14 protein-coding genes are annotated in these 21,740 nt (G+C 70.0%); 6 read left to right on the top strand and 8 right to left on the bottom strand.

Annotation, left to right across the window (positions count from 1 at the left end; all coding sequences use genetic code 11):
* Positions 1–3: 3 nt before the first annotated feature.
* From AB0K14_RS27540 to AB0K14_RS27515, 6 genes are read right to left on the bottom strand one after another with little or no spacing between them, the layout of a single operon-like run.
* Positions 4–2,877 carry a TIR domain-containing protein gene (locus AB0K14_RS27540; protein ID WP_360449532.1) on the bottom strand — a complete coding sequence of 958 codons (2,874 nt, stop codon included), beginning with the start codon at positions 2,875–2,877 and terminating at the stop codon, positions 4–6.
* Between the two features lie 23 nt (positions 2,878–2,900).
* Positions 2,901–4,073 carry a histidine kinase gene (locus tag AB0K14_RS27535; RefSeq protein ID WP_360449535.1) on the bottom strand — a complete coding sequence of 391 codons (1,173 nt, stop codon included), beginning with the start codon at positions 4,071–4,073 and terminating at the stop codon, positions 2,901–2,903.
* Entirely contained in the window at positions 4,070–5,791 is a 1,722-nt protein-coding gene (locus tag AB0K14_RS27530; RefSeq protein WP_360449538.1) for a cation acetate symporter, read from the bottom strand. The genes AB0K14_RS27535 and AB0K14_RS27530 overlap by 4 nt, the downstream gene beginning before the upstream one ends.
* Positions 5,788–6,174, bottom strand: a complete 387-nt coding sequence (locus AB0K14_RS27525) for a DUF485 domain-containing protein (RefSeq protein ID WP_360449541.1) — start codon at positions 6,172–6,174, stop codon at positions 5,788–5,790. The genes AB0K14_RS27530 and AB0K14_RS27525 overlap by 4 nt, the downstream gene beginning before the upstream one ends.
* Positions 6,171–7,010: a LytTR family DNA-binding domain-containing protein gene (locus AB0K14_RS27520; RefSeq protein ID WP_360449544.1), complete on the bottom strand. Its 840-nt coding sequence runs from the start codon at positions 7,008–7,010 to the stop codon at positions 6,171–6,173. The genes AB0K14_RS27525 and AB0K14_RS27520 overlap by 4 nt, the downstream gene beginning before the upstream one ends.
* Before the next feature lie 32 nt (positions 7,011–7,042).
* Positions 7,043–7,351 (bottom strand): hypothetical protein, encoded by a 309-nt coding sequence (locus AB0K14_RS27515; RefSeq protein WP_360449547.1) that lies wholly within the window; start codon positions 7,349–7,351, stop codon positions 7,043–7,045.
* Between the two features lie 496 nt (positions 7,352–7,847).
* Between AB0K14_RS27515 and AB0K14_RS27510 the strand changes: the two genes are divergently transcribed.
* The 6 genes from AB0K14_RS27510 (at position 7,848) to AB0K14_RS27485 (ending at position 16,039) form a co-directional block, all read left to right on the top strand.
* Positions 7,848–9,350, top strand: coding sequence for an ATP-binding protein (locus AB0K14_RS27510; protein WP_360449549.1), 1,503 nt, complete (start codon positions 7,848–7,850; stop codon positions 9,348–9,350).
* A gap of 98 nt (positions 9,351–9,448) precedes the next feature.
* Complete coding sequence (locus AB0K14_RS27505; RefSeq protein WP_360449551.1) at positions 9,449–10,336, top strand: PD-(D/E)XK motif protein; 888 nt, start codon at positions 9,449–9,451, stop codon at positions 10,334–10,336.
* Positions 10,336–13,248, top strand: coding sequence for a Z1 domain-containing protein (locus AB0K14_RS27500; protein ID WP_364339207.1), 2,913 nt, complete (start codon positions 10,336–10,338; stop codon positions 13,246–13,248). The genes AB0K14_RS27505 and AB0K14_RS27500 overlap by 1 nt, the downstream gene beginning before the upstream one ends.
* A gap of 50 nt (positions 13,249–13,298) precedes the next feature.
* Positions 13,299–14,627, top strand: coding sequence for a DNA cytosine methyltransferase (locus AB0K14_RS27495; RefSeq protein WP_360449926.1), 1,329 nt, complete (start codon positions 13,299–13,301; stop codon positions 14,625–14,627).
* 389 nt (positions 14,628–15,016) lie between these two features.
* On the top strand, positions 15,017–15,397 hold the full coding sequence (locus AB0K14_RS27490; protein WP_360449554.1) for a very short patch repair endonuclease: 381 nt from the start codon (positions 15,017–15,019) through the stop codon (positions 15,395–15,397).
* A 30-nt stretch (positions 15,398–15,427) separates the two neighbouring features.
* Positions 15,428–16,039, top strand: coding sequence for a hypothetical protein (locus tag AB0K14_RS27485; protein ID WP_360449557.1), 612 nt, complete (start codon positions 15,428–15,430; stop codon positions 16,037–16,039).
* Between the two features lie 34 nt (positions 16,040–16,073).
* Here the strand turns inward: AB0K14_RS27485 and AB0K14_RS27480 are convergent, their stop codons facing one another.
* Together AB0K14_RS27480 and AB0K14_RS27475 are read right to left on the bottom strand one after the other, a co-directional pair.
* Positions 16,074–19,022 carry a BTAD domain-containing putative transcriptional regulator gene (locus tag AB0K14_RS27480; RefSeq protein WP_360449559.1) on the bottom strand — a complete coding sequence of 983 codons (2,949 nt, stop codon included), beginning with the start codon at positions 19,020–19,022 and terminating at the stop codon, positions 16,074–16,076.
* 79 nt (positions 19,023–19,101) lie between these two features.
* Entirely contained in the window at positions 19,102–21,585 is a 2,484-nt protein-coding gene (locus AB0K14_RS27475; RefSeq protein ID WP_360449561.1) for a DUF3516 domain-containing protein, read from the bottom strand.
* Positions 21,586–21,740: the final 155 nt, after the last annotated feature.

The following is a 21,740-nucleotide window of genomic DNA, read 5'->3' as shown; positions in this document are numbered from 1 at the left end:
CGCTCAGCCGAGCAGGTTCGCCAGCTTGGCCGCCAGGTCGGCCAGCACCCGTTCGCCGTCGTGCGGCGGCAACTCGCTCAGCGTGGTCTGCGCGGGCACGCCCTGGAACCGGTTGAGCGCGGGCGTCTCGTCGAACAGGCTCGGCCCGACCAGCACCGGGATGACCCGGCAGCCGCCCTCCTCGGCGGCGGCCAGCAGTCGTGGCAGCTCCTCGGAGTTGATGTAGTCCGAGGCCAGCGAGTCCGCGCTGACCAGCACCAACGCCACCTTGGCGCGGGCCAGGGCGGCGGTGATCTCCCGGTGCCACTGGTCGCCGAGCTCGATCCGGCGGTCCGACCAGACGTCCAGCCGCAGTGGCTTGAGGTGCACCTGGAGCCGGTTCAGCCAGTAGGCGTCCTGGTGGCTGTAGCAGACGAACACCTGGTCACGGGCCACGGGCAAACGCTTGCCGGCCAGTTCGAGCAGGTCGTCGCGGCGCAGTTGGCCGAGGTAGAACCGGAACTGCGGGTCGTCCGCGACCAACCGCCGCCCGCGCGGATCGTGGAACAGGTGGTCGCCGCGCAGGCCCTCGAACAGCTCCGCGCGCTGCCCGTCCAGCTTGAGGATCCCGTCCGGGGTGCGGGCCAGCTCCAGCAGCAGGTCCACGCACACCGCCTCGTCCGGCCGGTCGCGCGTGACGAAGTCGACCACCACGTCGTGGTACTTCAGCTTCAGCCGTTCGGTGACCTTGGCGCGGGCGTGGGCGAGGTCCGTGCGCACCGACTTGCGGCTGGGCTCGGTCTGCTCGACCCCCGCCGTGACCGCGATCTGCCAGCACAGCATCTGCGCGGTGAGCAGGCTGCCCGCCGAGGCGCGGGAGATCTCGGCCTTGCGGTCGAACGCGATGTTCAGCGCGTTCTCGCCCTGCTCGATCATCTTGATGACAAGACCTTCGACGGCCGCCCCGAGCCGGAACACCCGGATGCGCGTCGCGACGTCCGTGCCGACGGAGACCAGGTTGCGCGCCGTGCCGGGGATGCCGAGGAGCACCAGCTGTCGCCCGGAGGAACCGTTGTCCGCCAACAACTTCAGGTAGTCGGCCAGCCTGTTCTGGAGGTCCTCGGGTAATCGCTGGAAGTCGTCCACCGCGACCAGCCCGGTGTGCTTCTCGGGTAACGCGGTGATGGCGGGCAGGTCGGCCGGGTTGCGCGCGCTGAGGACCGTGACGTCGCCGAGCCTTTCCTCGTCCAGCGCGACCGCGTTGCGCAGGAGAGTCGTCTTCCCGATCCCGGACGGCCCTTCGAGCACGATGCCCAACCCCGGTTGGCGCAGGGACATCCGGAACTCGGCGAAGTCGTCCGGCTCCACGAACGTCACCGTCGGCACACCTGCCACGGTGAACACCTCGCCCAGGCTCCGGGGTTCCGCCACGGTCTTCGCGTCCACGGGCAGCGGCGGCTCACCACGCAACTGCTGCACCGCGAACCGCACCCCTTCGACCACGCTGAGCAGCGCCTCGTCCTGGCTCGGCCAATCGACCACCGGCCGACCACCCGTGGGCAGCGGCGCCAAGGAGCCGAACGGCTGCTCCTCCCACGACGTCGGCCGGTACACCACAGGCAGCACCACGGCGGCTTCACGCCGATGCCGTTCCATGGCCACCCCGAGTTCACGGCTGGCCCCGTACCCGGTGGCCAGCAGGTGGCGACTCACGATCAGCAGCACCAGGTCCGCGTCCCGGACCGCAGGCACGACCACGGTGTCGAAGTCGAAGCTCTCGTCCACGAACCGCAGGTCCACGTGCGACAGCGTCCCCTCCGACAGCAGTCCCGCCAGCGACTCCCTCAGTGCCTTGGCGAACACGTGGTCCGGCTTGGTGACCACCACGGCGAGCTTCGGCGCCCGGGGCTCACTGCGGACCACGGGCAGGGTCGCCGGACCGGGCTCACCGGGGTATCCCGGCGCCTCCTTCGCCCCGACCGCGATGCCGAGCGCGGCGAACAGCCGATCACGGGCGGCCTGCGATTCCAGCCCGACGAGGTCGCACGTGCGGTCGAACAGCTTCGTCGCGGTCCTCACCGCCACTTGGACCGCGACGACCTCACCAGGCAGTTCCAGCGCGGCGGAGACCTCCTCACGCGACAGGTTCTGCGACAGGACCACCAACACCCTGTCGACGCGGTCGAGCACCGGCGTGAAGTGCACCCGTGACAGCCGCAAAGCTCGCGCGTCCAAGACGGCGGAGTACCCGGCCTGCCGGAGCTGGTAGGCGATCCACTCGGCCCACTCGGCGTCCTCCGAGTCGTACAGGACCGCGAAATCCGCCCACTCGGCCTGCACCGCGCCAGGCTCACCTGTGCGGATCCAGGCGACGGCACGGGTCCCCTCCACCTCGATGGCAACCTTCCGGAATGCGGCGGCTCCCGCGGTGTGCTCGAAGGCTCTCTCGAAGAACGACTCGGAGACGATGAGGCTCAACCGGTGGGGCGCTGTCCTCGCAGCGACACGCATCGCCGCCGAATCGAGGAGCCGGTAGGCGAAGGCGACCTCCGAGCCGATGAAGCCGAGGTCGGCGATCAGCACCTCGCCGAAGTCCAGCGCGACGCGCATGCGCAGGTCGAAGAGGGTCTCGTCGAGGCGCCGTGCGAGCGCGGCGAACCACTGTTGCGCGACGATCCCCATCGGCACCTCTGCGGGGAGCGCGAACAACATCCCGTCACCGCGGTTCTCGTATTGCGCCTCCTCCCAAGGCAGGCCCACGTCGCCGAACGACGCCCGCACCAGCTCGAACACCACTCGTTGGACCGATCGCAGCCTGTGCGCGCCGCCTTGGCCCATGGCGGAGACGTCGATGGCGATGATGGTGCCGTGCAGTGCGTATCCAGTCGACCCTGCCATCGGCCCCACCCTCGTCCGTGCGGCTAGGCGTGCACGCCCGCCTGGTACTTCGGCACCCTCACGCTGATCTTCGTCCCCAGCCCCTGTGCCGTTTCCACGACCAGACCGTAGTCGTCGCCGTAACAGCGCCGGAGCCGCTCGTCGATGTTCCCCAGCCCGATCCCGGCGGTCTCGCCGACCTGGCCGGCCAGCGTGCGGCGCAGCGCGTCGGGGTCCATGCCGATGCCGTCGTCCTCGATGGTGATGTGCGCCTCCGCGCCCGCGTCCGCCGCCAGGATCGAGATGTGCCCCGGCCCGACCTTGCCCTCCATCCCGTGCCGCACCGCGTTCTCCACCAGCGGTTGCAGGCACAGGAACGGCACGGTCACCGGCAGCACCTCGGGCGCGATCTGCAACGTCACCTTGAGCCGTTCGCCGAACCGGGCCCGTTCCAGCGCCAGGTACTGGTCGATCGACTTCAGCTCCTCCGACAACGTGGTGAAGTCACCCGCCCGGCGGAACGAGTAGCGGGTGAAGTCGGCGAAGTCCAGCAACAGCGTGCGAGCGCGCTCCGGGTCCGTGCGCACGTAGGACGCGATGGCGGACAACGAGTTGTAGATGAAGTGCGGCGAGATCTGCGCCCGCAGCGCCCGCACCTCCGCCTCGACCAACCGGGTCCGCGACCGGTCCAGCTCGGCCAGCTCCAGTTGGCCCGACGCCCACCTCGCCACCTCGTTGGTCGCCCGCACGAGCCCCGCCGACGCCTCACGGCTGTACGCCGCCAGCACGCCGACCACCCGCCCCTCCACGGTCAGCGGCGCCAGGACGGCCGTGTGCACGGGGCAGTCGGGCGCGTCGCACGTGATGTCGAACGCGCGGGTGCGGCCGGTGTCGAACACGTCGGCGGCCAGGGTCATCGCCTCGGCCGCGTGGTGCTCGCCGTCGCCCTCCCACGCCACGACCTCGGTCTCGTCGGTCAACGCCAGCGCGGGCGTGCCCAGCAGCGTGCGCAGGTGCTTGGCCGACTTCTTCGCCGCCTCCGGCACCAGCCCGGCGCGCAGCGGCGGAGCGGCGGACCACGCGGTGTGCAGCGTCTCGAACGTGATGCGCTGCTCGTGGGTGAGGAAGTCGTTGCGGGTGCGGGAGGTCCACCACAGCGTGCTCACCACGGCCAGGCCGACGAGCAGGATCGCGCCCGCCGTCCACAGCGCGGTCACAACCGGTCCTGACTGCGCAGACCCAGGTTCTCCGGCGCGTGCAAGCGCACCATGACGTGGTTCACCCCCGGTGGCACCTTGCGCGGTGTCAGCAGCGACACCACGTACATCACGACGAAGCCCAACGGCACGGTCCACGCGGCGGGCCGGGCCAGGAACACGTGGTACCACTCGTCGCGGCCACCGGCGCTGATCGTCACCAACCCGGCCACCAGCGCGGGCATCCCGCCCGCGACCATCCCGGCGACCGCGCCGACCGTGGTGATGCGCGTGCTCCAGATGCCCAGCACCAGCAGCGGGCACAGCGAGGACGCGGCCACCGCGAACGCCAGGCCCACCATGTCCGCCACCGGCACCTTGCCCACCAGCCACGTCATGCCCAACGGCACCAGCACCGCGAGCACCGTCGACACCCGGAACCCGCGCACACCGCGCAACCGCAGCACGTCCCGGCTCAGCACGCCCGCCAGCGACACCATCAGCCCGGACGACGTGGACAGGAACGCGGCGAACGCACCACCGGCCACCAGCGCGCCCAGCAACTGCCCGCCCAGCCCGTCGATCATCCGGCTCGGCAGCACCAGCACCACCGCGTCCGTGTCACCGGTCATCAGCAGTTCCGGTGTGTACAGCCGACCGAGCGCGCCGTAGATCGGTGGCATCAGGTAGAACACGCCCAGCAGCCCCAGCACGATCAACGTGGTCCGCCGCGCCGCGCGGCCGTTCGGGTTGGTGTAGAAGCGCACGATCACGTGGGGCAGGCCCATGGTGCCCAGGAACGTGGCGATGATCAGCGAGTACACCGCGTACAGGGGGAACCGCTCGCCACCGCGCATCGGCAGCGCCCACACGTCGTTGGTGTTCGAGGGGATCGACCGCACGTGCGGCACGGCCGCGCCCTCGGGGAACGTGAGCCGCGTTCCGGCGGCCACCTCGTGCCGACCCGCGGTCAGCTCGCCGCCGCCCTCGACCGGCTGCCCGTCGACCCGGCCGGCACCGGTGTAGGGCGTGGCGCGGGAGGCGTCGAACGTCGTGTCGGTGTCGAACGTGACCGTGGTCTGCTTCGGGAACTCGGGGAACTGCGGCCCGGTCAGGTCACGCGCGCCGTGCGCGTGCCAGGCCATCACCAGGAACACCACCGGCACCGCGATCGCGGTCAGCTTGAGCCAGTACTGGAACGCCTGCACGAACGTGATGCTGCGCATCCCGCCGGAGATCACGTTCGTGGTGACCACCACCGCGACCACCAGCGCGCCCACCCAGTCCGGCGCGCCCGTGACCGTGTGCAGCGTCAGCCCGGCGCCCTGCAGCTGCGGCAACAGGTACAGCCACCCGATGGCCAGCGCGAACACGCTCGCCACCGCGCGCACCGCGGGCGAGGCGAACCGCGCCTCGGCGAAGTCCGGCAACGTGTACGCGCCGCTGCGGCGCAGGGGTGCGGCGACCAGCGCGAGCAGCACCAGGTAGCCGGCCGTGTAGCCGACCGGGAACCACAGCATGTCCGGGCCGTGCGCGAAGATCAGCCCGGCGATGCCGACGAACGACGCCGCCGACAGGTACTCGCCGCCGATGGCGGAGGCGTTCCACCACGGCGAGACGGTGCGCGAGGCGACGAAGAAGTCCGACGTCGTGCGCGAGATCCGCAACCCGTACGTGCCCACCAGCATGGTGCCGACCGCGACGACCAGCACCGCGACGATGCCGTACCCACTGCTCACGAACGTTCCACCAGTTCGGCGAACTCACGCTCGCTGCGCTCGGCCTGGCGCACGTAGAACCAGCCCGCGAGCACGAACACGGGGAACACCAGGAAGCCGAGCAGCAGCCACGGCAGCGGCAGGCCGAGCAGTCGCTGCGCGCCGACCTGCGGCGCGAACGTGAACACCAGCGGCAGCGCGGCCACGCTCCCGCACACCACCGCGCACAGCAGCAGCCCGAGCCGTCGCTGGGTCCGGATCAGGGACCGCATGTAGACCGCGCCCAGCTCACTCTGTTCGTCGATCTCGCGTGACGCGGGGTACGGGCGGGGGGCGCGCGGCGCGCGGGTGCGCGGGCTCGTCACCACGACGCGCTGGGTGGGCGGTCGCTGCGGCGAGGTCACGACGGCTGCCGGTTGCGGCGCACCAGCAGCTGCCGGAGGTGCCGGGCGTGCCGCCGGCTGACCGGCAGCACCGCGCCGCCGATGTTGACGCTCAGGTGACCGTCCTCCAGCCGCAGCTCGTCGATGTGCCCGAGTGACACGAGGTGACTGCGGTGGATGCGGACGAACCCGGCGGAGCGCCACCGCTCCTCCAGCCCGTTGAGCGCGGCGCGGACCAATCCGCTTCCGGTGGCGGTGTGCAGCCGGGCGTAATCACCGTGCGCCTCGACGTACCGGATGTCGGCCAACCGGATGAACCGGGTGATACCGCCCAGTTCGACCGGAATGACCTCGTCGCCCACGTCGGGTGTTTTCTCGGTGGGCGCGGCGACGGCCGGTTCCGCCGTCTTCGAATGGAGCACTTCGTGCACGATCCGGTGCACCGACTCGGCCAACCGCTCCGCCCGGACCGGCTTGAGCAGGTAATCGAGCGCTTTCAGCTCGAATGCCTCGACCGCGGGTTCCTGGTGCGCGGTGACGAAAACAATCCGCGGCGGCTGGGCGAACCGGGACAGCACGCGGGCCAGGTCCAGCCCGTCCAGGCCGGGCATCCGGATGTCGAGGAACACCGCGTCGACCGGCTGGCCCGCGTCCATGGCGCGGTGCAGCGTGCGCAACGCCTTGGTCGCGTCCGTGACCGCTTCGACGTGGGCGACGCGCGGGTCGGAGCGCAACAGGTAGACGAGGTCTTCGAGCGCGGGGGCCTCGTCGTCCACGGCGAGCACCCGCAGCGTGCGCTCAAGCGCCCCACGGCGCTCCGGGCCCTCGCAGAGAGGGCAGGGAAGTCCTGAGGTCATGGAGTTCCAATGCGGGTCGGCAGCGTCGGCGATTAGACCACCGGACGCCTATCCTCGCCCGTCGGGGTGGCCAAGGGCAATGACCGCCGCGCGGCCTGCGCGTCACCGAGCGTCATCTCCAGTTCGAGGAACGCCTCCTCGGCCCGCCGCGCGGCCAGCGACACCGACGCCGCCGCCGCGCTGCCCACCAGCCGGCGGGTCGGTTCGTGCAGGCCGCGCACCACGTCGGACCACTCGTCGGCCAGCCGCGCCAACTCGGTGAGCGCGCGGACCAATTCGGCGGAAGTGCGTGGCGTCGGGTCCGCGATCCGCGCCAGGTCGACGTGCGGACCGTATTCCATGACATCCCCCACGAGTGAGCCGCCGAAGTAACGAAACCCGATGCTCCCGTTGATCGACACACCGGTCAACGACCCGGAGGAGTGGTCTCAATTGGACCGCGAAACAAAACGCACCGACCGGTCACGGGTGGCATCCGATGCGCTCGAAGTTCAGCATTCCAGCCCGGGCTGGACCTGAGCACTCCGATCGGTCACGGTGCCGGGTGAAGCGAGAGTGGTCACGCTCCGTGTAGTCTCGAATCGGCTCAGTCATGTTCGGAGGTGAGGGATCCGTAGCCCATTCGGGTGGAATCCAACTCATCCGCCGGGTAATGGTCCTGGTCGTCGAGGTGGCTCGTCACGCGTCGTTGGTGTGCCGGTAACACCCCAATGGGGGGCGACTATATGCATCGACAGGGTGGTGCGTGTACCAGGCCGAAGTGGGAGTTCCGCGTCGTGAACGCGGCTCCGCGAAGGCCGCTCGCGCCGTGAGCGGCGAGAACATGAGGTCAGTGTCATGAGCGGGTGGACTGAGGGCGTTCCGACGGACGGCACTGTGGAACTACCGCCCGATCCCCGCGCCTTGGACGCCATCGGGAGGAACCACAGGCTCGAAACCGCTCTCGCGGACCTCGTGGACAACTCCATCGACGCCGGTGCCTCGCACGTGTTGATCAGGATCGTGCGGGCCGCCGGCAGGCTCCGGTCCCTCTACGTGGTCGACAACGGACGCGGCATCACTCCGGAGGCGATCAACTCGGCGATGACCGTAGGCGGCCGCCGGTCCTACGGCGCGGACGACCTCGGTCACTTCGGGCTGGGGCTCAAGGCGGCCTCGTTCAGCCAGTCAAGGGCATTCTCGATCATGTCGCGGGCCGTCGGAAGCGCCGCTGTGGGGCGTCGGTGGCGGCTGGACGGGGCGGTGACGGGCTTCTACTGCGACATCGTGTCCGAGCGGTTCGCGGCCGACGAGGTAGACGGTGACTGGGACATCCCCATGTCCGGCAGCGGCACGGTCATCCGCTGGGACGAGGTCGGCGCCTTCCCGGTCAGTGACGAACCGGCCCGCGTCGAGCGCTTCATCGAGCACACGGTCACTGCGGTCGGCGAGCACCTCGGCCTGGTCTTCCACAGGTTCTTGGAGAAGGGGCGCGTCAACATCGAGTTCGAGGTCCGCGACGCCGAGACGGGGTACAGCGGCGTTCGGGTACCGGTCGCCCCGCTCGACCCGTTCGGCTACACCCGTCCCGGCCGGGTCGATTTCCCCAAGGTCGTCAGGGCGACGAGTGGCGGCGTCGAGGTGTCGTTCCGGTGCCACATCTGGCCAGGACGGTCCACGAGCCCGGCCTTCAAGCTGCCGGGCGGCCACGTCGAGCGACAAGGTCTGTACTTCTACCGCCACGACCGACTGCTGCACGCCGGTGGCTGGGACGGGGTCCACGCACCGCACCCCAGGCTGCAACTGGCCAGGGTCGAGGTCGACATCGACGACGGCATGGTCGGCTTCTTCCGGATGAACCCCGAGAAGTCGCGGGTGCAGGTCGGTCCGGAGTTCGCGAGCCTCTGCGAGGCCGCCCGGTCCGACGACGGCATGTCGTTCACCGGCTACCTCGACATCGCCGAGCAGGTGTACCGGAAGTCGCGCGAGCGGGACAAGAACCGCAAGGCGATGATCATGCCCGGTTCCGGGTTGCCCCCTCGGGTGCGTGCCACGATCGAACACGAGATCCCGACGGTGGCCGGCAGCGAGGCGATCGACATCCGATGGCGCCAGTTCACCGACGAGTCGTTCTTCGAGGTCGACCGGGCCGCGAACACCCTGTGGCTGAACAAGCGCTACCGCAAGGTGCTCCTGGGCGGCAAGCATGGCGGGCTCAACGACCTACCCCTGATCAAGACACTTCTCTACCTCGTCGTGGAGAGCGTCTTCGAAGGTGACAGGCTCGGTGCGAGGGACAAGGACAACATCGACCTGTGGCAGGAACTCCTCACCACGGCGGTCAAGGCCGAGCGCCAGTGAGCCCTCCGAACGATGAACGCCACCTCTCACCGGCAGGACTGCGCAGGTACCTGGACGAGGGGATCCCCATCGTCCTGCGTGTCCCAGGTGATCCGCACGTGGTGCTGTTCATCACCCCGAGTGCCCGTGAACTGGGGCTGCGGGTGCGCACCACCTCGGAGGACCGACCGCCCGAGACGAATCTGAGGCACCTGGTGGCTCGACGCACCTGGAACGACGGCCATCAGTGCCTGGAGGTGGTCGTCACCGATCCGGCGCTGTACCGCGACGCCTACCCGTTGCTGTGCGCCATGTCGGACAGGATCCAACTCGACGGGATGCGTCCCGCCGACGCGCTGCGCCTCACGTTGCGACAGCTCTCGCTGCTGCTGCAACGGACCGAGCGCTTCTCGCCGGAGAAGGAGATCGGCCTCCTCGGTGAACTTCTGGTGCTCGGTGGGCTGATCGGTTCCTTGGGACCGGATGCCGCCGTGCGCGCGTGGCGGGGCAGTGCCTTCGAGGAGCACGACTTCGGCCTGGCGGTCCTCGACGTCGAGGTGAAGACGACCAGTGGTGAGAGGAGGAGCCACTGGATCGAGTCCTGGACGCAGTTGCTGCCCACCGGTGACCGATCACTGTGGTTGGTCTCCCACCAGATCACCCAGGCGGGCCTCGGCTCCGGAACCAGTCTGCCCGAACTGATCGACGCGGTTCGCCGGGCGGTCGGCGCGGGAGCGGCCGGTGACGAGTTCGAGGCCGGGCTCGGCATGGTCGGGTGGACCGACCGCCTCGCACCGACTTGCGACACGAAGTGGACCAGGCGGACGCCGTCGCTCGCCTACGCGGTGGACGGCGGATTCCCGCGGCTGACACGCGAGGGCTTCGCCGCGGGCGCGGCCGGTCTCGTCCACGTGCCGGAGATCAAGTACCGGGTCGACCTCACCGGGGTCGCCCACGACGAGCCGGTCGACGTGTTGCGCTCGGCCCTGGCCTTCGAAGGACAGTGATGACGGAGCCACTCGCCGACGCCTACATCAGCGCGCTCGACGCCATGAGGCGACTCGGTCCCGGTAACCTGCACGACAAGGCCGGCAGCGCGGCCGAGGAACTCGACGCCTTCGTCGACACGTCCGACGCGGCCCTCCGCGACTATCTCGCGGACGCAGGCCCGGATGACGAACTACGCCTGGCCCTGCACCTCAGGATCGCCGCCTGGGACGGTGCTCGTCCCGAGGACGTGCGTTGGGCCGAGAACACCGGACCCCACACCCGCGCGCGTCGTGAGGTGATCACCCGCCGGTTGAAGGTCGACGAGGCCACCGCGAACCTGTTCGACGAGTTGTTCCCGATCGCGGATCCGGACGGCACCGTGGTCATCGCGGACGACTGGGAGCCCTGGTACACGGCTCAGGTGCGCCAGAAGCGCGACTTCTACTGGACCCACTACGCCGACTACCTGACCGAACGGCGGGGCTGGTCACCCGAGGCCGTGACCAAGCTCGACACCGCCACGACCCATGTCGTCGAGCGACTGAGCGACCCGACCAGGAAGGAGCCGTACCAAGCGAAGGGTCTGGTCGTCGGTTACGTGCAGAGCGGCAAGACGGCGAACTTCACCGGCGTCATCTCCAAGGCGGTCGACGCGGGGTACCGGCTGGTGATCGTGCTCACCGGTACCACCAACCTCCTGCGGGAGCAGACTCAGCGCCGGATCGACATGGAACTCGTCGGTCGCGAGAACATCCTGCGCGGCATCGACCTCAACAACCCCGAAGCCCTCGTGGACGTCGACTACCAGGCCGATCAGGACTGGGCGGACGGCCGGTTCGTCAGCCACGGCGCGCAACCGGCCGACATCGGGCGGCCCGACATCCACCGCATGACGACGTACCGGTTCGACTACCGCAGCCTCAAGCAGGGGATCAAGGCGCTCGACTTCGAGCGGTTCGACCGCGCCAAGCCGCTGAACCACCCGGACAACCTGTTCCGCGCCGACGCGCGCCTGGTGATCGTCAAGAAGAACAGCGGCGTCCTGGAGAAGCTCGCCAAGGACCTCGGCGCCATCACCGCGAAGTTGCAGGACATCCCCACCCTGATCATCGACGACGAGTCCGACCAGGCATCGATCAACACGACCAACCCGAAGCGCTGGGACGACGGCAAGACCGAGCGCACCAGCATCAACCGGCTCATCTCCAAGTTGTTGGGGATGCTGCCGCGCGGCCAGTACGTCGGCTACACGGCCACGCCGTTCGCCAACGTCTTCGTGGACCCGGGCGACGCGCAGGACATCTTTCCGAAGGACTTCCTCATCTCCCTGGAACGACCGCCCGCCTACATGGGCGCGGCGGAGTTCCACGACCTCGACCTCGCGGTCCCCCTGGAGGAACGGACCTACGCCAACTCGAAGGAGAAGGCCCACGTCCGGCTGCTCGCCGCCAGTGACGAGCACGCGGACCTCCAGGAGGCCATGGACTTCTTCGTCCTGGCGGCCGCGGTCAAACTGTTCCGGAAGAACCGGGGCGCCGGTTCGTACAAGCACCACACGATGCTCGTCCACGAGGCCATGAGGACGGCCGTGCACCGCGACACCGCCGGGATCATCAAGCGAACCTGGGCGGAGGCCGGCTACTACAGCCCGAGCAGCCACCCGCGGTTGCGGGAGCTGTACGAGCGAGACCTGCTGCCCGTGTCGCGCGCGATAGAGCCGGAGCTGCCCACGCCTGACTCGTTCGAGGAGTTGGCACGCCACCTCGGCGAGGCGATCCGACGCATCAGCCCCAAGGGCAACCCGGTCCTCGTGGTCAACAGTGACAAGGACATCGAACAGGACGACCTCGACTTCGGGCAGCACGATGTTTGGCGGATCCTCGTCGGAGGCAACAAGCTGGCACGTGGCTTCACCGTCGAGGGCCTCACGGTGTCGTACTACCGACGTGACGTTAAGGACGCCGACGCGCTGATGCAGATGGGTCGCTGGTTCGGATTCCGAGCCGGGTACCGCGACCTTGTCCGCCTGTACGTCACGCGAGGGCTCAGGGATGCGTTCGAGTCGATCTGTCGCGATGAGGAGGAGTTCCGCGCCGAGTTGCGCCAGTACGCCAAGATGATCGACGGCCGCCCGGCGGTGACGCCCGCGCAGGTGCCTCCTCTGGTGACGAGCAGGGTGTTGCGTCCCACGGCGGCGGCGAAGATGTACAACGCGGTATTGGTGGAGCGCCGCACCCTCACCAAGGAACCCAGTTCCGGTTACCCGGAACTGAGCAGGACTGACGTCCTCGAAAGCAACATCGATGCCTGTGTTCCACTGTTGGTGGCCGCCGTGAACGAAGGCAGTCTGGTCTCGCTGAGGGGAACGACCCAGGGTTTTCTGGGCACTGTCACGCACAACAAGATGATCGCTGCCCTCAGCAAACTGCAATGGGCGCACGAGGACACCTTCAAGCCCGACCTGGCCTGGCTCATCGGCCTGGACGAGGATCAGATCCGCGACTGGAAGGTCGTCATGCCGCAGCAGAAGGGCGGCCGCCGGGGAATCCTCCGGGGTATCGGTCCGTTGAGCCTGCACGGTCGCGCGTTGGACCCGACGGCGGGAACACCGCGTTTGCGCGGTAACTCCACGAGCGCCGACCGCGCCGGGGTCGAATCGCTCAAGACCCAGAACCCCTCCAGCGGTGTGATGCTCCTGTACCCGGTTGTCAGCACGGAACCGGATTACGATCCCGGGTCGGTCGACGAGGATCCGCGGGAAGTCGTGATGGCGATTCGACTGGAGCTTCCGGGGGACGCCGCGCCGTCGGACAGGAGGCCGCTCGCCTACAGGACGCAGGATTCCGGCAGGCCGCCGTACTCCGTCCTGGATGAAGCCAGAGCCGGTGTGACGGGGACGCCGCCGGCATTGCCTCGGGGAGCGGGGTGAGAGGTCCCGTGACCTGGGGTGCCACCGCCCCCGCTGCAGAGATCGGCGGGATGGTCTGCGCTAGGCTGCCCGCCGTGCCGCGACGCCCGAGGAAGCCTGCGCAAGACCGGACATCGGTCGAGTTGTTCGCGGGGGGTGGCGGCCTCGCCATGGCCGTGCACAACGCCGGGTTTCGGCCTCTGCTGCTCAACGAGTTCGCCAAGCACGCCTGTGACACCCTGCTGGCCAACGACATGGAGTTGCGGGGCGAGGAGGAACGGATCCCCGGTCCGGAGGACCCCTGGTTGGTCGTGCCCGGGGACGTGCAGGAGCTGAAAATGGGCTACCTGCACGGGAAGGTCGACATCATCGCCGGCGGACCACCGTGCCAGCCCTTCAGCCTGGGCGGCGTCGCCAAGGGTGACGAGGACAGGCGCAACATGTTCCCGCAGATGTTCCGCGCGGTGCGCGAGATCCAGCCCAAGGCCGTGATCTGCGAGAACGTTCGTGGTCTGCTCCGCCCTTCGTTCAGGCCCTACTTCGACTACATCCTCCGGGAGCTGTCGCTCCCCTTCAAAGAACGCGACCCGGCGTCGACGTGGCTGGAGCACGACGCCGTGCTGAAGGGGATCGACGAGGATTCCGTCGACCCGCAGATGCGCTACGAGGTCGTCATGACCCAGGTCAACGCTGCCGACTACGGCGTTCCTCAGATCAGGAACCGGGTCATCATCGTCGCGTTCCGCGCGGACCTCGGGGTCGATTTGGACGCCTTCAGGAAGGCAGTGCGACCGACCCATTCGGAAGCGGCGCTTATCCACTCCATGCACAGCGGTGAGTACTGGGCGAGGCACCCGGAGGTACCCGACCACGTGCGTCAGCGAGCCATGAACCGGTATACCCAGGTTCCACTGGCGAACGACGGCCTCCTGCCCTGGCGGACGCTCAGGGACGCCGTCATGGGCGTGGACGGTAATGAACCGCTTCAGCCGATCACCTGGGACAGGTTGGACCGTCGCGAGTACTTCCCCGAGGGACCGATCACCGATCACATCGGGTGGCCGGACGCGAGAATCTACCCTGGACACACCCCGAACGAGTTGGACCGGCCGGCCAAGACCGTGAAGGCCGGTGTCCACGGTGTACCCGGCGGCGAGTCCGTGATGCTTACCGACGACCTCCTCGACGAGGCCGCGTCGCTCGAGGACCGGGTGTACCGCCACCGCTACATGACCGTCCGGGAGACCGCGCGGGTCATGACCTTCCCGGACAGCTGGAAGCTCAGCGGCCCGAGGGGGGAGAAGATGCGCCAACTTGGCAACGCCGTGCCGGTTCGATTGGGCGAGGTGTTCGCGAAGGCGGTCGCCCGGAGCCTCGACGAGGTGGCGAACGGATCGTGACCGGTGGGGGACGGGCCGCGGCTGCCCGCGTCGATGAACGCCCCCTGCCCGAACGGGCGTGGAAGGCACCCAGGGGGCGGAGCCGTACCGCCGCGTCCGCGGAGCAGGACCGGGTCGCCGGAGGCCGTCACCGCAGGGTCGTCCCCATCGCGGGAGGGGAGGCGCTGGGCACCGTGGAACTGAGGCGCCGTGCCTCCGGCTCCGTGCACGCCTATTTGCGTTGGACCGACGGCGGCCAGGTGCGTGCCAGATACCTCTGTGCCGTGGACCAGCCCTCGCGGATCAAGAACCTCGCCGCCGGATGGGAGCACGCCCGGATCGCAGGGCTCGTACGAGACGAGACGCGAGCGGAGGGGTCTTGGGCGTCCTCGCCCGATGTGCGCGCCTCGATGCGCGGCAACAGGGGGCGGGACACGGCTCCAGAGATGCGGTTGCGCTCACTGCTCCACGCGCGTGGCCTGCGGTACAGGGTCTCGACACGACCCGTGGCCGAGGTCCGGCGGACCGCCGACGTGGTGTTCCCACGCGCCAAGGTCGCGGTGTTCGTCGATGGTTGTTACTGGCACGGTTGTCCGGAGCACTACCGACCGGCATCGACCAACGCGGAGTTCTGGCGGCGGAAGATCGAAGGCAACAAACAGCGCGACGAGACGACCAACCGGTTGCTGGGCGATGCCGGCTGGACGGTGATCCGGGCGTGGGAGCACGAGGACCCGGTGACCGTCGCCGAGCAGGTGGCCCGAGCCGTCCGAACCGCCGGTGCGCGCTGACGTCAGGCGCGTCGACGTGGAGGGGGAGTGTTGACCACGGATCTTGAGATACCGAAGGCCGTTCGCGAGGCGGTGGTCCGGGAGTTGTACCTGCAGGTGGAGTCGCTCGACTGGGAGGCGATGTCGGCGCGCGACAAGACCCGGCAGTACGCCCGGTGGATCGAGGATCCGGCCATCGGCGGTGAACTCGCGGACTGGTACACCGCCGAGCACATCAGGGTCTGGCTGAAGGACGGCCCGCTGAAGGAGTACGCCCGTGCGCTCGAGGGCGTGGGACCGTTCGCCGAGTACACCAGCAAGCGCCTCACCGACCCGGCGGAGCTGGTGCGTCGCTCCTTGGGTGACGGTTGGACCATCGTGTCGAACACGATCCGGGAGAAGCCCATGCACTGCCACGCGGTCCTCAGTGGTGCGCGGAGGTACGTGTGCTGGGGCAAGCCGGGCACCTTCCGGGATCTCCTGTGGGCGGCCGTGAACGCGGCCGTGGCGATGTCCACGAGGCCGATGGTCGTGGTCACCCCGCGCGAGGGGCAGACGATCGATCCTCTGCTGCGGCGCAAGCACGAGCGTCTCGCCGACCACTGCTCCCTCGACCTGGCCTACGTCGAGCGACGCCTCGTCGCGAAGACGACTGCCAGCTGACCTCCCCACCGCTCGGACCAGGTCGCGTCCGGGGTCAGGTGAGTTCGGACAGGGCGGTGGTGGCCATGGCCTCGAACTCGCCGAAGCCGCAGCGCAATGCCAGGTCCCGGCCGACGCGGGCGTGCCGGAGGGCTTCCGCGCGGCGGCCGTCGACGGCCATGGCGCGGATCAGGTGGACGTGGGAGCGGGCGATGCCGTAGCGGTAGTCGGACGACGTGGCCAGTTCCAGCGCGCGCAGGTGGGCCGCCAGGGCGCGGGTCGGTTTACCGAGGTGGCACAGCACCACGCCGAGGGCGTTGTGCACCTCCGACTCGATGCGCGGGCTGCCGCCCAGCTCCTGCACCAGCGCCAACGACCGCTGGGCCGTCCGCAGCGCCTCCGCGTGCTCACCGCCCAGGCACAGTGCCGCCGCCAGGTGCGCCATCGCCTCGGCCCGCGCGTGCCGCGCCCCGGTCCGGTGCCACGCCGCCAACGCGTGCCGCAGCAGCTCCACCGCCCGCTCGTACTCGCCGACCGCCGTGTGGCACCGCCCCAACAACGCCGCGCAGGCCGCCTCCAGGTTCACCCCGTCGGCCGACCTCGCCAGCTCCAGCCCCTCGGCCAGCAACGACTTCGCCGCCACCGACTCGCCGCGCATCAACCGCAGCGCACCGAGCCCGGCGAGCGCCCCGATCCGCACGTGCGGCCCGGCCCACTCCTGCCCGCTCAACGCCATCAGCCGCTCGAACGAGGCGAACGCCGACGGCAGCTCGCCCAGCTCCAGGTGCACCACCCCGTCCAGCCCGGCGTGCAGCCACACCGTCCGCCCGACCGGTCGCGCCGACCGCAGGTACCGCTGCGCCGACCGCAGGTTGCCCAGGTTGCGGTGCTCGGCCGCGAGCCACACCAGCATCAACGTCTCCGCGTCGTGGTCGCCCTCGGCCCGCGCGGCACCCAGCGCGGCGTCGATCGCGTGCACGAACTCCACGTGGTGGCCGTGGGAGCCGAAGTACCCGCCGACCGCGTCGATCAGCCGCCACGCCATCGGCAGCGGACCGTGCGCCGCGCAGTGCTCGGTCGCCGCCAGCACGCTGGGCCGTTCCGCGTCCAGCCACGCCCTGGCCACGTCCGGCGTCATCCGGGGCGGCCCGGACGCGCCCAGCTCCGGGTACAGCACGTCGCCGACCTCCAGCGACGTGCGCAGGTACCAGTCGAACAGCCGTCCCCGCGCCGCGACCAGGTCCTCACCGGCCGCCTCGGCGCGGTCGGCCGCGTAGTCGCGCAGCAGGTCGTGCAGCGCGAACCGGTCCACCCCGACCCGCTGCACCAGGTGCGCCGACGCCAGGTCCTCCAGCAGCCCGCGCGCCACGTCCTGCGACGCGTCCAGCAGCGCCGCCGCGCCGAACACGCTGAAGTCCGGCCCCGGCAGCAGCCCGGTCAACCGGAACAGCCGCGCCGCCCCCGGCGCCAACGCCGCGTACGACAGGTCGAACGCCCGTCGCACCGCCGCCGTGTCGTCGTTGTCCACCGCCAGCGCCGCCAGCCGGTCACCGCCGCGCAGCTCCTCGACGTACGACGCGACGTCGACGTGCGGCGCGCCGACCAGGTTGCCCAACGCGATCCGCAGCGCCAGCGGCAGGTACCCGCACAGCCGGGCCAGCTCGCCCAGCGCGTCGAACTGCGCCACCGCCGCCTCCGGCCCCAACGACCGCGCCAGCAGCTTCCACGCCTCGTCGCCGCGCAGCACGTCCAGCCGCACGGTCGTCGCACGCAGCCGCAGCTCGTTGCGGCTGGTGATCACCACCGAGCAGCCGGGGTCGCCGGGCAGCAGCGGCAGCACCTGCTCCACCGACGCCGCGTTGTCCAGCGTGATCAGCACCCGCCTGCCGCGCAGCCGGGCCCGGTAGCCGCGGACCAGCTCCTCGGTGTCCACCGGGATGTGGTCGGCCCGCACGCCCATCGCCCGCAGGAACCGCGCCAGCACCGCGGAGGTCGGCAGCGGCGGCGACGAGGCGTGCCCGCGCAGGTTCACGTACAGCTGCCCGTCGGGGTACCGGTCGCGCACCGCGTGCCCCACCGAGGTGGCGAACGCCGTCTTGCCCACACCCGGCGGCCCGCTCACCACGACGGTCGCCGTCGCCCGCGTCAGCAGCCCCGTCACCCGGGTCAGCTCCGCGGCGCGGCCCACGAAGTTGCCCACCGGCGCGGGCAGCTGCGACACCGGCGCCCACGTGCTCGCGGCCGGCTGGTGCAGCGCCGGGTCGCCGGTGAGGATCGCGTGGTGCACCGCGCGCAGCGAATCGCTCGGGTCCACGCCCAGCTCCCGCGCCAACGCCGTCGACGCCTGCCGGTAGGCGTCCAGCGCGTCGGCCTGCCGGTCCACCCGGTACAGCGCCACCATCAGCTGCGACCAGAACCGCTCCCGCAACGGGTGCTGCGCGGTCAGCCTGCGCAGGTCCGCGATCACCTCGTCGGACCGGCCCAGCCGCAGCTTCACGTCGACCAGCTCGGAGATCACCCGCAGCCGCTGCTCGGCGAGGTTCGGCACCTCGGTCTCGTGCAGCGACTCCGACGGCACGTCGGCCAGCGGCGGACCGTGCCAGCACTCCAGCGCGCGTTCGTAGGCCTCGGCGGCGGCGGTGAAGTCCTCGGCGGCGGCGAGCTTCGCGCCCTCCTCGGCCGACGTGGCGAACCGGTGCAGGTCCAGCGCCTCGGGCGGCACGTCGATCCGGTAGCCGGTCGGCGTGGTGTGGATGAGCTGCGGCTCGCCGAGCGTGCGCCGCAACCGCATCACGTACACCGGCAGGGTCTGCGCCGCGCGGTCCGGCGGCGTCTCGCCCCACACCCGGCGGATCAGGTCGCTCGCGGGCACCGAGCGGTTCGCGTCCAGCAGCAGGGTCGCCAGGACGATGCGGTGCTTGGCGGCGGTGACCGGGACCGAGCGGCCGTCCCGGCGGACCACGAGGGACCCCAGCACGCCGAACTCGTCCTGAGACAGGGTCAACCGCCTCCGTTCTCTCCCGACCTTGACATGCTCGTACGCAGGTCCGGACCGCAGTACCACCGGATGGACCCCAGGCCTGCTACAGCCTGCCCACTTCGGTGATCCGCAGCGCCGCCGTGCCGATCTCGTCGGACCCGGCCAGGTCGACCTCGGCGGTGAAGCCCCAGTCGTGGTCCTTCGCCGGGTCGTCCAGGATCTGCCGGACGCGCCACAGCCCCGGCTCCTCGGTGATCACCAGCAGCGCCGGCCCGCGCGCGTCCGGCCCCATGCCGATCTCGTCGTGCTCCTCGAAGTACGGCTCCAGCGCGTCCTGCCAGTCCTCGGCCGACCAGCCCGCGTCCCCGTCCAGCTGACCGAGCTCGTAGTAGTTGCGCCTGGCCGCCAGCTCCACCCGCCGGAACAACGCGTTGCGCACCAGCACCCGGAACGCGCGCACGTTGCCGGTGACGGCGGGCGGCGCGTCGTCGGTGGAGGCCTCCGCGGTGTCCTCGGAGGGGTTGCGCAACTTCTCCCACTCGTCCAGCAGGCTGGAGTCGACCTGGCGGACCAGCTCGCCCAACCACTCCTGGAGGTCGCTGAGCTCCTCGGTCTTGGCGTCCTCGGGCACGGTCTGCCGCAGCGCCTTGTACGCGTCGGCGAGGTACCGCAGCACCAGGCCCTCCGACCGCGCCAACTGGTAGTGCGAGACGTACTCGGTGAAGGTCATCGCCCGCTCGAACATGTCCCGCACCACGGACTTCGGCGACAGGTGGTGGTCGGCGACCCACGGGTGCCCCCGCCGGTAGGTGGTGAACGCGGCCTCCAGCAGCTCGGCGAGCGGCTTCGGGTAGGTCACCTCCTCCAGCAGCTCCATCCGCTGGTCGTACTCGATGCCCTCGGACTTCATCGCGCCGATGGCCTCGCCGCGCGCCTTGTGCTCCTGCGCGGACAGCACCTGGCGCGGGTCGTCCAGAGTGGACTCGACCACCGACAGCACGTCCAGCGGGTACGACGGCGACTCGCGGTCCAGCAGCTCGATCGCGGCCAGCGCGAACGGCGACAGCGGCTGGTTGAGCGCGAAGTTCACCTGGAGGTCCACGGTGAGCCGGATCTCGCCGCCCTGCCGCTCCACCACGCCCGCGGCCAGCAGGCCCCGGTACATCTGGATGGCGCGCAGGATGTGCCTGCGCTGCGCGGGCCGGTCCTCGTGGTTGTCCTCCAGGAGGTGCCGCATCGCGCCGAACGCGTCGCCGGGCCTGCCGATCACGTTGAGCAGCATGGCGTGGCTGACCTGGAAGCTCGACGTCAGCGGTTCCGGCTCGGCGGTCTTGAGCCGTTCGAAGGTCTGGTCGCTCCACGACACGAAACCCTCGGGCGCCTTCTTGCGCACCACCTTGCGCCGCTTCTTCGGGTCGTCACCCGCCTTGGCCAGCGCCTTCTCGTTCTCCACCACGTGGTCGGGCGCCTGCACCACGACCGTGCCGACGGTGTCGTAGCCCGCGCGGCCCGCCCGTCCCGCGATCTGGTGGAACTCGCGCGCCTTGAGGTGGCGGGTGCGCTGGCCGTCGTACTTCGACAGGGCGGTGAACACGACCGTGCGGATCGGCACGTTGATGCCGACGCCGAGGGTGTCCGTGCCGCAGATGACCTTGAGCAGGCCCGCCTGCGCCAGCTGCTCCACCAGCCGCCGGTACTTCGGCAGCATCCCCGCGTGGTGCACGCCGATGCCGTGCCGGACCAAGCGGGACAACGTCTTGCCGAACCCCGACGTGAACCGGAAGCGGCCGATCATCGACGCGATGGCGTCCTTCTCGGCGCGGGTGGCGACGTTCACGCTCATCAGCGACTGCGCGCGTTCCAGGGCCGAGGCCTGGGTGAAGTGCACGACGTAGACCGGGGCCTCGCGGCCGTGCAGGAGCTCCTCGATCGTCTCGTGCAGCGGGGTGGTGACGTACTGGAAGTTCAGCGGCACCGGTCGTTCGGCGGAACGCACGACCGACGTGGTGCGGCCGGTGCGGCGGGTCAGGTCCTCCTCGAAGAACGCGACGTCGCCCAGGGTCGCGGACATCAGCAGGAACTGGGCCTGCGGCAGTTCGATCAGCGGCACCTGCCACGCCCAGCCGCGGTCCGGCTCGGAGTAGAAGTGGAACTCGTCCATCACCACCTGGCCGACCTCGGCGCGCGTCCCGTCGCGCAGGGCGATGTTGGCCAGGATCTCGGCGGTGCAGCAGATGATCGGCGCGGTCTCGTTGACGCTGGCGTCACCGGTCATCATGCCGACGTTGGCCGCGCCGAAGGTGTCGATCAGGGCGAAGAACTTCTCCGACACCAGGGCCTTGATCGGCGCGGTGTAGAAGGTCCGCTTGCCCTCCGCCAGGGCGGCGAAGTGCGCGCCGATGGCGACCAGCGACTTGCCCGAGCCGGTGGGCGTGCTGAGGATGACGTTCGAGCCGGAGACGATCTCTATCAACGCCTCCTGCTGCGCCGGGTACAGCGACAGCCCCCGTTCCCCCGCCCACTCGGCGAAGGTGTCGTAGAGCACGTCGGGGTCGGGGGTGGCCGGCAGGCGGTCGGTGAGAGTCATCGCAGGCAGAGCATAGTGGCAACCTCCTGTGACGGTAGGTGACGGCAACGCCCGTCGGGCGGGGGCCGGGGGGGGGCGGGCCCCCCCGGGGGGGGGGGGGGGGGGAACCGGCGATTGAGATAGCGTGGGGGGGGTCGTGGGGGCGGTGGTGGGGC

It is taken from the genome of Actinosynnema sp. NPDC050801 (genome assembly GCF_040673975.1).
Taxonomy (GTDB): Bacteria; Actinomycetota; Actinomycetes; order Mycobacteriales; family Pseudonocardiaceae; genus Actinosynnema.
Note: the sequence above shows the minus strand (reverse complement) of the source record. Positions and strands in the feature narration are given on the sequence as shown.